Source organism: Actinosynnema sp. NPDC037264 (genome assembly GCF_055603705.1).
Genome location: NZ_JBVJVK010000065.1, coordinates 12,447 through 27,327, shown reverse-complemented (window position 1 = coordinate 27,327; position 14,881 = coordinate 12,447). Strand labels below are relative to the sequence as shown.

Below are 14,881 nucleotides of genomic sequence, written 5' to 3'. Positions count from 1 at the left end.
CCCTACTCCAGCGACGCGCAGTGATCGAGCACGCGGCGCAGGACGACCTCGGGCGGTTCGGTCGCGGAGTCCACCACGAGGTGCGGTTCGTCCCAGCTCTCCCACCGCTGCTTCATCCGCAGCACGTGGTCCCACGACACCGTCGCGGGCCAGCCGGGGATCCCGCGCGCCCGGCCCTCGACCCGGCCGCGCTGCACCGCCTCGTCCGAGCACACGCACTCCACGCCGACGAACACCCCGCCCAACCGCTCGGTGACCGACCGCCACCGCCGCCGCGCCTCCCGGCGGTGCCCGGTCGCGTCCACGATCACGTCGAGACCCAGCTGGAGCTGCCGCGCCACCGACGCGGTCAGGTTCAGCTCCGCCAGGTGCGTCGTGTTGTCCGTCCGCAGCCCGCCGAACGGCAGCAGCGCGCCCAGTTGCCAGTCCATCGAGAACACCGGCGCGGTGAGCCGCCAGGCCAGGGCCTCCGCCAGCGTGCTCTTGCCCGTGCCCGGCACGCCCGCCAGCAGGACCGTCCGGGGCCGCCGCACGGCGTCCGGGCGCGGGATCGGCCGCAGCGCCTCGTACTCGGCCTGCGCGCGTTCGGCCATCAACGCCTGCAACCGTTCACGCGCGACCTCCAGCGACGGCACGCCCGGCGGCCGTGCGCCACGCTCCTCGACCGCGCGCACCCAGCCCAGCACCACGTGCTCCGGCCGCACGACCACGTCACCGAGCCGTTCGGCCTCCGCCGACGCCGCCGCCGGCAGCACTCCTCGCTCCAGCACGTCGATTGCCGTGAGCCCCACCCGTGCCGCCAACTCGGCCGCGATCCCGTCCTTGGGGCCGCCCGGGTCCGCGAGCAGGTCGACGGCTGACGGGTGCACCGGGAGGTCGGCCACGGGACTCCGATCGGTGGTGGGACCACCATGATCGCGCGCCCGTCGGACACCGGGGGAAGCGGGCTCAGCCGGACGGAAGTTGACCCGTCCGGGTGAGCCGCTCGGCCAGGACGCGCAACTTCAGGTTGCTCTGCTGGCTGGCCCGCACGAGCACGGAGAAGGCCTGGTCGGCGGTGAGCCGGTGCCGTTCCATCAGGATGCCCTTGGCCTGCCCGATCAGGTCCCGCGTCTGCACCGCGTCGGCCAGGTGCTCGCGCTCCTGGGCGGTGGCCAGCGCCACGGCGGCGTGCCCGGCGAAGAGCAGGCCCACGTGCTCGGACTCCTCGTCGAACGCACGCGTGTCCGGCGAGTACAGGTTCAAGGCGCCGAGGTCGTCACCCTCCACGTACAGGCGGAACGACAGCATGCTGGCCACGTCCAGCGCCCGCGCGCGCTTGGCGAACAGCGGCCACCGCGTCTCCGCGGCCAGGTCGGGCGCGGAGACGATCTTCTGCTGGTAGAGCGCGGACAGGCACGGTCCCTGGCCTGTGTCGAACTGCACCTGGTCCACGTCACGCGGCACGTCGCTGGTCGTCGCGACGGTCCGGACGTCGCGCTTGCCCACGATCGTCATGATCCCGGCGTGCCAGGCGCCGGGGATGGTCTCCACGGCCGCGCGCACGATCTCGTCCAACGTGTCCTGGGCGCTGTCCTGCCGGTGCAGGGTGCGGGCGACCTCGTTCAGCCTGGCGGCCAGGTCGTCGCCGGTCGTGTCGTCCGTCACCAGCCACCTCCGCTGAACTCGTCGTCCGAACCGTGCGACAGCACTTGGGGTGTGCCCCGTCACGCCCACGCCCACACCGCCATCTCGGCTGGAATACGAGCCGGAACCGTTCCGTTGGAACGTGCGTCGGCCCTGCCCGAGGTGCGCGGGGCGAAAGTCGTCCGAAGCCGTCAGACCGGCGGACGGCCCTCGAAATCCCCAGGAACCCCGCATGTCACCCGTGCGCGGGTGCGATCCGGCAAGGAGACGACCATGTCGTTGACGGTGGAGATGCCCCGCCAGACCCGCCCGACCCGCGAGCCGCGCGAGCCCCGCCCGACCGCGACCGTGCGCGAGGGTGCGCGCGAGGCCGACCTCGTCGGCCGCTACCTGCGCGAGCTCACGGCCACGCCCCTGCTCACCGCCGACGAAGAGGTCGTGCTGGCCAAGCGCATCGAGGCCGGCGTGTACGCGGCCGAACTGCTGCGCAGGTCCGACGAGGGCGACGGCCCGCCGCCGGACGCTGAGCGTCACCGAGCGCTGCGCACCGTCGCCGAACAGGGCAGGCGTGCCAAGGACCACATGATCCGGGCGAACCTGCGCCTGGTGGTGTCGGTGGCCAAGAAGCACTCGTTCCGCGGCCTGCCGATGCTGGACGTGGTCCAGGAGGGCAACCTGGGCCTGATCCGCGCGGTGGAGAAGTGGGACTACGCCAAGGGCTTCAAGTTCTCCACGTACGCGGTCTGGTGGGTCCGCCAGGCCATCGAACGCGGCCTGGCCGAGCAGACCAGGACGATCCGGCTGCCGATGCACGTCCACGAGGAAGTGGGCAAGCTGCGCAAGGCCGAGCAGCGGCTGCGCCTGGAGACCGACCGCGAGCCCACCCCGGACGAGATCGCCGAGGCGGCGAAGATGCCGGTGACCAGGGTCGTCGAGCTGATGGCCGCCAGCCGCACCGCCCTGAGCCTGGAAACGCCGATCGGCGACGACGGCGGCGCGTCCGTGGCCGACCTGATCGAGGACGTCGAGGCCGTGGACGCACAGGAGGCGGTCGAGCAGCAGGAGCTCTCCGAGGAGCTGCGCGCCCTGGTGCGCACGCTGCCCGAGCGGCAGGCACGGATCCTCACCGAGCGTTACGGGCTGGCCGACGGGCGGCCCCGCAGCCTCCAGGAGCTGGCCGAGGAGCTCGGCCTCACCCGGGAGCGCGTGCGGCAGCTGGAGAAGGAGTCCATCCGCCTGCTGCGCGACCCCGAGCGCAATCGGAGCCTCCTCGCCCTGGCTGGGTGAGCAGGGGACGAGCGGGCCCCCGGGCCAGGTTTTGCGGCCCGCGCCCGGGGGTAGCAGGCTCGGTGGTCTCCGACCGCGAGGAGCGTTCGCCATGACCGAGCCCGCCCACCACCTGACCACCACCGAACTGGACCGCGGCATCCTGCTGGTGAACCTGTCCGGCGCGCTCGACGCCGCCACGCACCAGCCGGTCGTGGCCGAGCTCGACGCCGTGTTCGAGTCGCGCCCGCCGGGGGTGGTGCTCGACCTGGGCGAGCTCGAGTTCATGGGCTCGGTCGGCATCGCGATGCTGGTCAACTCCCACCACCGGGCGAACCGGCTGCGCATCCCGTTCGCCGTGGTGGCGAACACCCGGGCCGTGCTGCGGCCGTTGCAGATCAGCCAAGTGGACGGGGCGCTGCCGCTGCACGCGTCCGTGGACGAGGCGGTCGCGGCCGTGCGGCTGGTGTCGACCTGACCGCTCGCCGGGCCCGCGACCACCGGAGCAGGCCGAGCGCCGCGAGGACGCCGAGGAAGGCCAGCCCGAACGGCCGCAGCGTCTCGTTCCACGGCCAGGCCGACCCGCTGAGCGCGAGGTGGTCGGTCGGGTACTCCAGCACCCTCGCCGTCCACGTCGCCGTGGCCACGTCGGTGGTGCGCGCGAGGTCGCGCAGCACGCCGTCGAACGGGAAACCGCCCTCTTGGTGCAGGTAGACCGGCTCCAGACCGGCGTACCGGTCCGCTGCCTGCCGTCGCGCGGCACCCTCACCGGGCACGACCAGGCGGTCCAGGCCGCCGGCTGCGGTCGGGTCCGCCCTCGGCGCGAACGTCAACCCGTGCCGCGACCGCACCGGCTCGCCACCGGGCGTGACGGCCACCGTGCGGACGGCCAACGACTGGCCGTAGGTGTCGAAGACCGACGCCAGCTCGATCTCGCCGACGCCGTCGGTGAGCAGCACGCCGGTCCGGTCGCGGTCCCAGCCGAACGCCGTGTTGAACGCCACGACGGCGTCGGCCGGCCGCACGTCAGCCTGCGCCATCGAGGCCGGGACGCCCCGGTGGTAGTGCGGCCAGCCGGTCGCCTCCGCCGCCTCGGCCGCGGCGTCCGGCCCGACCAGCCGTTCGACCACGCGCAGCGTGCCGTCGACACCGGACAGGATCCCGGCTGTCGTGATCACGTCGCCGTCGTCCACGTACCGCGTGCCGCGGGCCCAGTCGACGGCCGGGTAGTCGTCCTCGAACGCGTCCAGGCGCAGCCAGTGCGCGGTGGCGTCACGGCCGTCGAGCAGGCCCGCCGAGGCGAGGATCCCGGACCCGTTGCACACGCCGAGCAGCAGCGCGCCGCCGGCCGCCTGCCCCTTCACCCAGTCCGTGACCGGCTTCGTCGTGCTCTCGCCGAGGTCCGGCATCGCCGGCACGACCACCACGTCGGCGGCCTCGTCCCCGAGCAGGTCGGCCAACCCGGCGAACGTGAGGTCCGGCACCAGGTCGAGGCCGCCGGTCAGCGGCGCCGGGCGGCCGGACGGCGCGACCGCGTAGACGTTGAACGCCCCGGTCGTGGCCAGGATCTCGTAGGGGGCCAGCGTGTCGGACACGACGGCGCCGCGGTCGCCGACCACGACGACGGCGGTCGGCTTGGCCGGGTCGTGCGCCACCGGTGCGGGCGGTGGCGCGGCGCCGTCGGCACGCGGCGCGTTCAGGTCGTCGAACGCGGCGCGGACGGTCGGTGCGCCGAACGCGGTCGGCAGGGCGAGGGCGGCGAGCAGGACCACCAGCGCGGCGCCCGTGATCCGTGGGAGGGTGCGCATGGCCGGTCAGCACCCGTAGTCGTGGCGGCGGCGCAGCATCGCGACCAGCATCGCCGGGACCATCAGCACGTGACCGGCGGTCATCAGCGCCGAACCGGACAGGGCGTCGGCCCAGTGGAACGGCAGCAGCACCACGTACGGCACGTACATCGCGGCCGACATCTCGGCGATGCCCGCCCACCCGTGCCGGCGGATCCGCATCCACAGCGCCATGCCCAGCGACATGTCGGTCGCCATCACCAGCACGTGCGCGGTGACGTTGTCGGCCAGGCCCGGCCAGGCGAACGACCAGACCGGTTCCAGGGCCACCATGCCCACCACCATGGCGACGGCCATCTCCAGCGCGTGCCGGGCGAAGCGCAGCACGGCACCGGTCCGCTTGGCCCTCCGACCGGTGGTGATCGTCTGTTCCGAACTCATCACGGCTCCTCCGTTGCGATTGCCTGTGCGCAACAGAGATCCTGGGCCGCCGGTGCGGCGCGGTCAGGTGCCGAAGGTCATGCGTGAGGTCACATGACCTCAGCAGAGCCCGAGCTCGCGCGCCCGCAGGGCGGCCTGCGTGCGGTCGCGCACCTGGAGCTTGGCCAGCACGCCGGTGACGAGGTTCTTCACCGTGCCCTCGGCCAGGAAGAGGCGGCCGGCGATCTCGCGGTTGCTGCGGCCCTCGGCGAGCAGCCGGACGACGTCGAGCTCGCGCTCGGACAGCGGCACGGGCGGCTGACGGGGCGGCACGTCCTCGTGCGGCAGTTGCGCCACCCGCGCCACGAGCTTCGCCGCCACCGACGGTTGCAGCACCGATTCGCCGCGCCGCGCGGCGACCAGGGCTTCGACCAGCCGGGCCGACGAGACGTCCTTGAGCAGGTAGCCCAGCGCACCGGCGCGCAACGCCGCGAACACGTCGGCGTCGTCGTCGAACGTGGTCAGCGCCAGCACCCGCACCCCGGGCTGCTCCACCCGCAGCCGGTTCGTGGCCGCGATGCCGTCCAGCACCGGCATCCTCAGGTCCATCAGCACCACGTCGGGCCGCAGCTCGGCGCACCGCCGCACGGCCTGCTCGCCGTCGCCCGCCTCGCCGACCACCTCGATCTCCGGCTGGACCTCGAGCAACGTCGCCAGCGCCTCCCGGAACAGGGCCTGGTCGTCCACGATCAGGACGCGGACGGGCGGGTCGGGCGTCGTCATGCCGGCACCTCGACGGTCAGCGTCACGCCGTGCCCGGCGGTCGAGTCGACCGACACCCGGCCGCCGAGCCCGGCCACCCGTTCCTCGAGCCCGACCAGCCCGAACCCCTCACCGGACCGGTCGACCACCCCGCGGCCGTCGTCGCGCACCTCCAACCGGACCAGGTCCTCGCGCTCGTAGTCGAGCACGACGGTCGCGGCGGTCGCGTCGGCGTGCTTGCGGACGTTGGTCAACCCCTCCTGGGCGGCCCGGAACAACGACTCGTCGACCTCCGCGCGGCCGGCCCGGGCCGCGCCGCGCACCTCGAACCCGGTCGGCACCCCCGCCTCGGTGGTCTCGGACGCCAACGCGCGCAACGCGTCCACCAGCGGCTCGGACCGGGGTTCGCGCAGCGCGGCGACCGAGCGGCGCACCTCGGCCAGCGCCTGCTTCGACTGGTCCTGCGCCTTGGCCAGCATCGCGTCGAGCCGCTCGGGCTCGGCGGTGCCGATCACCGCGCGTGCCGCCTGCAGGAGCATCTGCACGACGGTCAGGTGGTGGCCGAGGCCGTCGTGGATGTCGCGGGCGACCCGGTTGCGCTCCTGCGTGGTCGCGAGCTGCTCGGCCTGGGCGGCGTACCCGCGCAGCCGCTCGTTGGCCACCGCGAGTGCCGCGCGGGCGCGTTGCTCGCGCACCAGCAACTCCGTGATGACGACCGTGAACGCGGTGACGGCCAACGTGCCCAGCCCTTCGCGCAGCCCGGCGGGCCACTCCATCTCCACGTGGATCAACGGGATGACCGCGGCCACCGCGGCGGCGACCGGCAGCGGCAGCAGCAGCACGCTCTGCGCGACCAGCACCACCAGCAGCAGCACCGACCCGACCGCCGCGCCGGACAGCGCGAACAGCACGAACCCCAACGGCAGCTGCACCAGGACGTACGCCGCCGCGAACACCCGGCCCCGCCGTTGCGCGAACGGGAAGCCGAAGACCGCCAGCGCGCCGTAAACCGAGCCGACGAGCAGCGTCGGCACGAGCAGCTGCTCGAAGCTCTCCGACCCGAGCGGCAGCGTCACGTACGCGAGCACGGTCAGGATGCTCAACGCCCTTTGCACGCGACCACTGTGCTCGACCCCGAACGCCATGGTCAACCCGGTGGTCTGGATCGAAACAGTACCTCCAGCGGGTTCGGCTCTCACCCGGACGGGGTAACTGCCCAGTGCGTCAAACAGTCGGCGCGTCGACACCCCGAGTGGTCGGGAGAAGGCGGCGATGCGCGATGGAACTGGACTTCGACGACGCGTTGATGTGGGGCCTGCGCGGCTACGTCCGGCTGGTCACCGAGGAACTGGGGCTCAGCGGCGAGTGCTCGTACGTGCAGGCGGAACGGCCCGCCGGCGCATACCTGGCGCTGGACGGCAGGCTGCCCGGGTTCCCCGACCGGGACGTGGCGCTGCTCTGGGACGAGGAGCGCGGGTGGTCGGCCGCGGTGGAGACGCACAGCGGCGAGGACGTCATCGTCCAGGCGCGGTTCGGCCCGGACGTCGTGCCGCCGCCGAAAGCGGTCGCCCGCTGGGTCCGCGGCCTGTTCCGCGGCGACCGGATGCCCGTGCCCCGAGCGGAGAGAGCTCCCGACGACCTGCTCCGCACCCTGACGCCCTACACCGCCGCCGCGCTCGTGCCGGTTCCACGCCGAACCTGACCGTCCACTGAGGACCGCGGTGTCGGCCGCACGGCGACCGGGTACACCGTCGCCATGACTGCTCAGCCGTACGTGGCGGCATCGAGCCAGTGGGTCGACGAAGAGGGCGTCCGGCAGCCGTCCGGCGACGTGCACGCGTGGGCGCCCGGAGCCAACCAGACGCTGTGCGGCCAAGCCCTGAGCCGCAGCCGCCTCGGCCGGTTCCGGCACGTGCCGTGGCCGGACGCGGTCTGGCTCTCCCGGACCGCCGAGCCGAACCTGTGGCTGTGCCCCCGCTGCGTCGCCGCGACCACCCCGCGCGCCGAGCGGTCGGGGCGCAAGTGGACCCGCCACCGCCCGCGCCCGTAGCCGATCGTTCACTCCGGTGGCCTGACCGCCGTTGCCGCTGTCGGTGGTAGCCAGTCGTGGTCGGCGGTGCCACGCTGGGTGCGGACGACGGGAGGCTGACGATGGCTGACGGGAAGCCCGCGAACCGGACCGACGTCGACAAGGCCCTGCTCGGTCACTCGACCTACCGCGGTCTCGCGGAGCAGCGGCTGTCACCCGCCGAGGAGAGGTTCGAGCGCGGTCGCCGGACGGTCGGGTTGTGGCTCGCCCCGCTCGTCGCGGTCGTGTTCCTGGCCCTGCCGCTGGACATCCCGGGCAACCAGCAGACGCTCGGCGGGATCCTGCTCGGCGTCATCGTGCTGTGGATCACCGAGGCGGTGCCGATCCCGGTCGGCGGCCTGATCGGGGTCGCGTTCATCGTCATCCTGAACGTGGTGCCGCCCGACACCGCGCTGCGCCCGTTCGGCTCGTCGACGATCTTCACGTTCATCGGCGCGTTCATCCTGGCGCAGGCGATGCTCAAGCACGGCCTCGCGCGCCGGTTCGCGTTCCGGATCCTGTCCCTGCCCCGGGTCGGCGGGTCGACCACCGGGGTGATCGTCGCGTTCGGCGGCATCACCTGCGTGCTGTCCGCGTTCGTGTCCAACACGGCCACGGTGGCGATGCTGCTGCCGACGGCGCTGGGCATCCTCGGCGTCATCGCGAAGCTGTTGCAGGACCGGGGCCTGGTGGCGGCCGACTTCGACCCGCTGCGGCTGCGGGTCGGCGCGGCGATCATGCTCATGCTGGCCTACGGCGCGAGCGTGGGCGGCCTGCTCACCCCGGTCGGCACGCCGCCGAACCTGATCGGGCGCGGCCTGATCGAGGAGGCGACCGGCGAGCGGATCTCGTTCGCCCAGTGGACGGCCACCGCGCTGCCGATCTGCGCGCTCATGTTCGTCGCGCTGGCGGTCGTCCTGCTGCTGCTCAACCGGCCGGAGATCCGGCGCATCGAGGGCGTCGCCGAGTACGTGGCGGGGGAGCGGGCCGCCATGGGCCCGCTGTCGCGCGCGGAGAAGAACACCCTGATCGCGTTCGGCGTCACGGTGACCCTGTGGATCGTGCCCGGCGTCGTCGCGCTGGTGGCGGGCAACGACTCGGACGTCTACGCCGCGATCAGCGACCGGCTCGACGAGGGCATCGTGGCCGTGCTCGGCGCGTCCCTGCTGTACCTGCTGCCGACCGACTGGCGGCAGCGCGAGTTCACGCTGCGCTGGCGCGACGCCGCGCAGATCGACTGGGGCACGATCCTGCTGTTCGGCACCGGCATCGTGTTCGGTTCGCTGCTGGCGAGCACCGGCCTGGCCGAGACCCTCGGCGAGGCCGCGTCCGGCGCGCTCGGACTGACCAGCGTGGTGCCCATCACGATCTTCGCCGTCGTGCTCGCGATCGTGGTGTCGGAGACGACCAGCAACACCGCGTCGGCGGCCGTGGTCGTCCCGATCGTCATCCCGATCGCGGTGGCGGCCGGCGCGGACCCGTTCGTGCCCGCGCTGGCCGCGACGTTCGCCGCGTCGTTCGGGTTCATGCTGCCGGTGTCGACACCGCAGAACGCGGTCGTCTACGGCTCCGGCGTGGTGCCGATCACCAAGATGATCAGGTCCGGCGTCTCGTTCGACGTGCTCGGCGCCGTGCTGATCCTCCTCGGCCTGCCGGTCATGGTGGCGTTGCTCGGGATCGGTGGCTGATGCCCGCGACCACGCACCGGATCGCGGTCATCCCCGGCGACGGCATCGGCCCGGAGGTGATCGGGGCGGCCCGGGAGGTGCTCGACGCGGTGTCGGCGCGGCACGGCGTCGGACTGTCCTGCGTGGAGTTCGACTGGTCGTGCCGGCGCTACCTCGCCGAAGGGGCGATGATGCCGGCCGACGGGCTCGACGCCCTGCGCGGCTTCGACGCCGTGCTGCTCGGTGCGGTGGGGTGGCCCGACGTGCCCGACCACGTGTCGCTGTGGGGACTGCTCATCCCGATCCGGCGCGCCTTCCGGCAGTACGTCAACCTGCGGCCGATCCGGGTGTTCGACGGGCTCGACAGCCCGCTGCGGCACGTCCGGGCCGGCGACGTGGACCTCGTGGTCGTGCGGGAGAACGTGGAGGGGGAGTACAGCGAGGTCGGCGGCCGGCTCAACCGCGGCTTCCCGGACGAGCTGGCGATCCAGGAGTCGATCTTCACCCGGGCCGGGGTGACCCGGGTCGTCGACTACGCGTTCCGGCTCGCCGCCGGTCGCCGCGGCCTGCTCACCTCCGCCACCAAGTCCAACGGCATCGTGCACACCCTGCCGTTCTGGGACGAGATCGTCGCCGAACGGGCCGCCGAGCACCCGGACGTGCGGTGGGACCAGGAGCACGTCGACGCGCTGGCGGCGAAGTTCGTGCTCCAGCCGGAGCGGTTCGACGTCGTGGTCGGCTCGAACCTGTTCGGCGACATCCTCAGCGACCTGGCCGCCGCCGTGGCCGGCAGCATCGGCATCGCGCCGTCGGCCAACCTCGACCCCACGCGCACCCACCCGTCGATGTTCGAGCCGGTGCACGGGTCCGCGCCCGACATCGCGGGCCGTGGCGTCGCCAACCCCGTCGGCGCGGTCTGGTCGGCCGCGCTCATGCTCGAGCACCTGGGCCACCCCGACGCCGCGGCGGACGTGATGGCGGCGATCGAGGCCGTGCTCGCCCGCCCCGCCACCAGGACGGCCGACGTCGGCGGCACGGCGTCCACCCGGGAGGCGACCGACGCGCTGCTCGCGCACCTGGCCTGACCCTCCGGCCGTCGACGGGTGGGATGATCGTCGCCGACGGTGGGAGGGGACGCGTGGGGGATTCGCCCGTGCAGCGCGTGGCGGTGCGGTCGGACGTGCCGGGGATCGCCGCGCTCATGCGCCGGTCGGTGCTGGAGCTGTTCCCGCGCTTCCACGACGAGCGCGAGACCGCCAGTGCGGCCCGCTACCTCACCGAACCCGACGTGGTGCTGATCGAGGACGGCACCTACTTCGTGCACGAGGTGGCGGGGGAGGTCGTGGCCTGCGGCGGGTGGAGCAAGCGGGACAAGCTCTACACCGGCTCGGGCGACCGGCCCGCCGACGGCCGCCTGCTCGACCCGGCCGTCGAGCCCGCCCGCGTGCGGGCGATGTTCGTCCGCGCCGACTGGACCCGCCGTGGGCTGGGCCGCGCGACGCTCGCCGCGTGCGCGCGGGACGCCCGTGCCGCCGGCTTCCGGTCGCTGGTGCTGATGGCCACGCTGCCCGGCGTGCCGCTGTACCGGTCGTTCGGGTTCCGGGAGGTGAACCGCACTCGGGTTCCGCTCCCCGATGGGGTGACGTTGGCCGGGGTCGAGATGGACTACCCGCTCGACTGAGCGAAGCGCCTCTCCCACTGCAGGGTGACGCTCCGCCACGTTCCGGTGACGGAGCCGTCGCCCCACTCCGCCGCTTCCTACGCTCGGCAGATCCCCCGCGCGTAGAGAGCTGATGATCGTCATGACCGGGTCAACCATCCTCATCGCCACCGAACGGGCGGCGGAGGACAACACCGTGCCGGCGGCGAAGGTGGAGCAGGTCTGCGCCCACCTGCGCGAGTGCGGGCACGACGTGATGGTCGTGCACTCCGCGACCGACGCCGCCGCCGCGATCACCGCGCAGGCCGACCTCGCCGCCGCCGTCGTGAGCTGGGAGCTGGCCGGCGCCACCCTCCGGCCACCCGACACGGGCCCGGCCGTCGAGGGCGGCGTGCTGCGGATGCTGCTGGACCGGTTCTCCTCGCGGCTGCCCGTGTTCCTGCTGACCACCGGCGACTACAGCGACGAGACGCCGCTGTGGGTCTCCGAGGTGATCAACGGCTGGATCTGGCTGCTGGAGGACACGCCGGACTTCATCGCGGGCCGGATCGACTTCGCCGCGCGCACGTACCTCGACCACATCCTGCCGCCGTTCTTCCGCGAGCTGTGCCGGTTCGACGACACGCACCCGTACTCGTGGCACACGCCGGCGCACGCGGGCGGCATCGCGTTCCTCAAGTCGCCGGTCGGGCGGGCGTTCTTCGACTACTTCGGCGAACGGCTGTTCCGCACCGACATCTCGGTGTCGGTCGGCGAGCTCGGCTCGCTGTTCGAGCACACCGGCCCGGTCGGCGAGGCCGAGCGCAACGCCGCCCGCATCTTCGGCGCCGACGAGACCTACTTCGTGCTGCACGGCACGTCCACGTCGAACCGGATGATCATCCACAGCGCGGTGGCCAACGACGAGATCACCCTGCTGGACCGCAACTGCCACAAGGCGATCAACCACGGCGTCACGCTCACCGGCGCGCGCCCGGTCTACCTCGTGCCCACGCGCAACGGCTACGGGATCACCGGGCCCATCCCGCCGGAGCGGTTGACCGCCGAGGCGGTGCGCGCGCAGGTCGAACGCACGCCGATCGCCCAGGGCGCGGTGAGCCGGGACGCGGCGTACGCGGTCGTCACGAACTCCACCTACGACGGGCTCTGCTACGACACCGTGCGGGTGAACGAGCTGCTCGGCGCGTCGACCAGGACCCTGCACTTCGACGAGGCGTGGTTCGCCTACGGCCGGTTCAACCCGCTCTACGCGCGCCGCTACGGGATGGCGGTCGACGGCGACGGGCTGCCGGACGCGCAGCGGCCCACCGTGTTCGCCACGCACTCCTCGCACAAGCTGCTGGCCGCGCTGTCCCAGTCGGCGATGGTGCACGTGAAGTCCGGCGGCAAGGCGCCGTTCGACCGGTCCCGGTTCAACGAGACGTACATGATGCACGGCACCACGTCGCCGCTGTACCCGATGATCGCGTCCTGCGACGTCGCGGCGGGCATGATGGACGGCCCGGCCGGGAACTGGCTGACCACCGAGGCGATCACCGAGGCGATCCGGTTCCGGCAGGCCATGATCCGGCTCGGCAGGCGGCTGGCCGACGCGGGCGACCGGCCGCCGTGGTTCTTCGGCGTCTGGCAGCCGACCGACGTCGCCGACCCGGCCACCGGCGAGCGGGTGCCGTTCGACCGGGCGCCGCTCGACCTGCTGCGCACCGAACCGGGCTGCTGGACGTTGGAGCCCGACGCCGCGTGGCACGGCTTCCGCGACCTCGAACCCGGCTTCTGCCTGCTCGACCCGGTCAAGGTGACGATCACCTGCCCCGGCGTGGACGCGCTGGGCGACGTGTCGGCGTTCGGCATCCCGGCCCGGGTCGTCACGGCGTACCTGGAGACCCGCCGGATCGTGGTGGAGAAGACCGACGTCTACACGTTCCTCGTGCTGTTCTCCATGGGCATCACGAAGGGCAAGTGGGGCACGCTGCTCGACGCGCTCACCGACTTCAAGCAGCTGCACGACGAGCAGGCGCCGCTGGGCGAGGTGCTGCCGGACCTGGTGAAGGCGCACCCCGAGCGGTACGGGCGGCTGACGTTGCCGCAGCTGTGCGACGAGATGCACCACAGCCTCGCCGACACCAAGGTCGTGCAGCTGCTGAACGAGGCGTTCACCAGCCCCACGCCGCCCACGGCGGTGATGACGCCGGCCGAGGCCTACCAGCGCTTCATCCGCGGCGAGACCGAGCTGGTCGGCCTGGACGACCTGGCCGACCGGGTGGTGGCCACCCAGGTCACCACCACGCCGCCCGGGATCCCGGTGCTGGTGCCCGGCGAGCGCGTCGGCTCACCCGACGGCCCGCTGCCCCGGTACCTGCGCGTGCTGGAGGCGTTCGACCGGCGGTTCCCGGGTTTCGCGAGCGAGACCCACGGCGTGCACCACGAGGGCGGCAAGTACTGGATCTCGTGCGTCACCGAGTGATGGACCCCGTCACCCGCCCGACCGGGTGACCGCGGGAAGCACGAGGTCGTCGATCGCCGTACGCCTGGGCGGTGAGCCGGGCCGACCGGCTCGACCGACGGGAGGGTGGGCCATGCGCTTCGGCAACACCAGGGTGGAGTTCCTGGGCGGTCGTTCCGGTTGCCTGACGATGCTCGTGGTGTCGATCCTGGTGTCGGTGCTGCTGACCGTGCTGCTCAACGCCCTGCTGTGAACGGCGGCGCGGCCGTGTAGTGGTGGGCCCGGGAAGCGGTGGCCGCCGAGTCGCCCAGGTGGATCACGACCCGGCAGCCGGGGTCGCCCACCGCGATGCGCTCTTCGAGCGTGACGGCGGCGCGGCCGGTGTTGCGGGCGGCGATCCCGCCGAACACGGCGGTGGTCATGCGGCACAGCGACGGCGACTGCCGCACCTCGGGGCCGAACGGGCACTGACCGTTGACCAGCACGATCCGCTCGTCGGTCACGTCGACCACGCGGAAGGTCCCACCGATCGCGGCCTTGAGCCGGATCACGCAGTCGGCGATCCGCTGTGCCGACAGCGAGGCGTCGGTGGTGCCGGTGGCCTGCCGGAACTCCAGCTCCACCTGGCCGCCGATGTCGACGGCGACCTGGGCGATGGCGCGTTGCGCGGCCTCCGGTCCCTGCTGCGCCTCGACGGCGTTGGCGAGCTGGACGACCAACGCGCGCAGGAAGCTCTCCCGGCCGAAGCCACCGCTCGGACCGGCTTCGGACAGGTGCGGCAGCGGGTTGACGGTGTGCCGGGGCGGGTCGAGCGGTTCGACCGGGCGGGTGACCGGCAGGACGGATTCGACGGCCTTGCCGACCCGGCGTGCGGCGACGGTGAACTCCGGCGCGAGCTGGGAGATCAGCCAGAGCCCGCGGCCGCGGGGCTGCGCGGTGTCCGGGACGTGGTCGGGCAGGGCGAAGGTGGCGCCCATGTCCCGCACGGTCAGCACCGGGTGGGCCTGGGACCACTCCAACGACACCCAGATCGGGCCGTCGCTGTGGTCGATGGCGTTGGCCAGCATCTCCTGCGCGATCAGCTCGGCGTCGGCGAGCTGCTCGGGTCCGGCCTCCGCGTGCCGGGCCAGGTAGTCCCGGATGTCGCGGCGCAGTGCGGATGGCACCCGCCGGTCGTGTCTG

General features: G+C 73.0%; 15 protein-coding genes. 8 read left to right on the top strand and 7 right to left on the bottom strand.

Annotated features, from left to right (window positions below):
* Window positions 1–2 precede the first annotated feature (2 nt).
* On the bottom strand, window positions 3–884 hold the full coding sequence (locus ACZ7GX_RS38780) for an AAA family ATPase (RefSeq protein WP_498784553.1): 882 nt from the start codon (window positions 882–884) through the stop codon (window positions 3–5).
* Between the two features lie 64 nt (window positions 885–948).
* The gene (locus ACZ7GX_RS38775; RefSeq protein ID WP_498784551.1) at window positions 949–1,647 is read right to left on the bottom strand and encodes a GAF and ANTAR domain-containing protein; all 699 of its coding nucleotides are present in this window, start codon (window positions 1,645–1,647) and stop codon (window positions 949–951) included.
* 252 nt (window positions 1,648–1,899) lie between these two features.
* On the opposite strand from ACZ7GX_RS38775, the gene ACZ7GX_RS38770 reads away from it, so the two are divergent.
* A complete protein-coding gene (locus tag ACZ7GX_RS38770) occupies window positions 1,900–2,913 on the top strand; it encodes a sigma-70 family RNA polymerase sigma factor (protein ID WP_498784549.1) in 1,014 nt (337 codons plus the stop codon).
* Between the two features lie 91 nt (window positions 2,914–3,004).
* Entirely contained in the window at window positions 3,005–3,370 is a 366-nt protein-coding gene (locus ACZ7GX_RS38765; protein WP_498784547.1) for an STAS domain-containing protein, read from the top strand.
* Here ACZ7GX_RS38765 and ACZ7GX_RS38760 read toward each other — a convergent pair.
* The 4 genes from ACZ7GX_RS38760 to ACZ7GX_RS38745 form a co-directional block, all read right to left on the bottom strand.
* Window positions 3,291–4,700, bottom strand: a complete 1,410-nt coding sequence (locus ACZ7GX_RS38760) for a DJ-1/PfpI family protein (protein ID WP_498784545.1) — start codon at window positions 4,698–4,700, stop codon at window positions 3,291–3,293. The two genes, ACZ7GX_RS38765 and ACZ7GX_RS38760, sit on opposite strands and share 80 nt — an antisense overlap.
* A 6-nt stretch (window positions 4,701–4,706) precedes the next feature.
* The gene (locus ACZ7GX_RS38755) at window positions 4,707–5,120 is read right to left on the bottom strand and encodes a hypothetical protein (protein ID WP_498784543.1); all 414 of its coding nucleotides are present in this window, start codon (window positions 5,118–5,120) and stop codon (window positions 4,707–4,709) included.
* 99 nt (window positions 5,121–5,219) lie between these two features.
* Window positions 5,220–5,882 carry a response regulator gene (locus tag ACZ7GX_RS38750; protein ID WP_498784541.1) on the bottom strand — a complete coding sequence of 221 codons (663 nt, stop codon included), beginning with the start codon at window positions 5,880–5,882 and terminating at the stop codon, window positions 5,220–5,222.
* The gene (locus ACZ7GX_RS38745) at window positions 5,879–6,976 is read right to left on the bottom strand and encodes a sensor histidine kinase (RefSeq protein ID WP_498784539.1); all 1,098 of its coding nucleotides are present in this window, start codon (window positions 6,974–6,976) and stop codon (window positions 5,879–5,881) included. Before ACZ7GX_RS38745 ends, ACZ7GX_RS38750 begins: the two co-directional genes overlap by 4 nt.
* Before the next feature lie 164 nt (window positions 6,977–7,140).
* Here ACZ7GX_RS38745 and ACZ7GX_RS38740 point away from each other — a divergent pair, with 164 nt between their 5' ends.
* The 6 genes from ACZ7GX_RS38740 to ACZ7GX_RS38715 all read left to right on the top strand — a co-directional run bounded on the left by ACZ7GX_RS38740 (window position 7,141) and on the right by ACZ7GX_RS38715 (window position 13,720).
* Window positions 7,141–7,563, top strand: coding sequence for a DUF6292 family protein (locus tag ACZ7GX_RS38740; protein WP_498784537.1), 423 nt, complete (start codon window positions 7,141–7,143; stop codon window positions 7,561–7,563).
* Between the two features lie 54 nt (window positions 7,564–7,617).
* On the top strand, window positions 7,618–7,911 hold the full coding sequence (locus ACZ7GX_RS38735) for a hypothetical protein (RefSeq protein ID WP_498784535.1): 294 nt from the start codon (window positions 7,618–7,620) through the stop codon (window positions 7,909–7,911).
* Between the two features lie 101 nt (window positions 7,912–8,012).
* Entirely contained in the window at window positions 8,013–9,617 is a 1,605-nt protein-coding gene (locus ACZ7GX_RS38730) for an SLC13 family permease (protein ID WP_498784533.1), read from the top strand.
* Window positions 9,617–10,681, top strand: coding sequence for a tartrate dehydrogenase (locus ACZ7GX_RS38725; protein ID WP_498784531.1), 1,065 nt, complete (start codon window positions 9,617–9,619; stop codon window positions 10,679–10,681). The genes ACZ7GX_RS38730 and ACZ7GX_RS38725 overlap by 1 nt, the downstream gene beginning before the upstream one ends.
* A gap of 53 nt (window positions 10,682–10,734) precedes the next feature.
* Entirely contained in the window at window positions 10,735–11,277 is a 543-nt protein-coding gene (locus ACZ7GX_RS38720; protein WP_498784529.1) for a GNAT family N-acetyltransferase, read from the top strand.
* Window positions 11,278–11,398: 121 nt separating this feature from the next.
* Complete coding sequence (locus ACZ7GX_RS38715) at window positions 11,399–13,720, top strand: Orn/Lys/Arg family decarboxylase (RefSeq protein ID WP_498784527.1); 2,322 nt, start codon at window positions 11,399–11,401, stop codon at window positions 13,718–13,720.
* A 215-nt stretch (window positions 13,721–13,935) separates the two neighbouring features.
* Here ACZ7GX_RS38715 and ACZ7GX_RS38710 read toward each other — a convergent pair whose 3' ends face one another.
* Window positions 13,936–14,865, bottom strand: coding sequence for a methanogen output domain 1-containing protein (locus tag ACZ7GX_RS38710; protein ID WP_498784525.1), 930 nt, complete (start codon window positions 14,863–14,865; stop codon window positions 13,936–13,938).
* Window positions 14,866–14,881: the final 16 nt, after the last annotated feature.